This window comes from Gilliamella sp. Pas-s27 (genome assembly GCF_009795865.1).
Classification (GTDB): domain Bacteria; phylum Pseudomonadota; class Gammaproteobacteria; order Enterobacterales; family Orbaceae; genus Gilliamella.
The window spans coordinates 1-366 of record NZ_WTEW01000119.1 but is presented as its reverse complement, the minus strand read 5'-3'; the positions used below and the strand labels follow the sequence as shown (position 1 = coordinate 366).

Sequence of the window (366 nt, the reverse complement as noted above, 5' to 3'; positions counted from 1 at the left end):
GATTATGTAACCAGAGAGCAAGCAATAGCTGATATTATTGATTATATCGAACCTATTTATAATCAAAAAAGAAGACATTATAAACGGGAATTTATTTCACCTGCAGAATTTGAATACAAATTACTAAAAACGGCCTAAGATTGTCTCCAAGTTTTGTTGACCGTTACACCATGATTTATGATTATAAAACATATCCGCCACTCTGACCGCTCATAAGATTTAGGCTATAATTAGAATTTATTCCCTAATTTTTTATACTCGGCGTCTATTTGTTGATACGCTTCAAGCGAGCTCGCTTTGGATTTTTTGTCGATTTCTTCTGGCCAGTTGACTTTGATTGGCCATGTAAACTCATCTTCTGGCATC

Annotated in this window: 1 protein-coding gene; it reads left to right on the top strand. The window is 34.7% G+C overall.

The window, feature by feature from the left end:
• The coding region (locus GQ589_RS12635) for an IS3 family transposase (RefSeq protein WP_160426481.1) at positions 1–138 on the top strand (138 nt) is incomplete at its 5' end.
• Between the last annotated feature and the right edge of the window lie 228 nt (positions 139–366).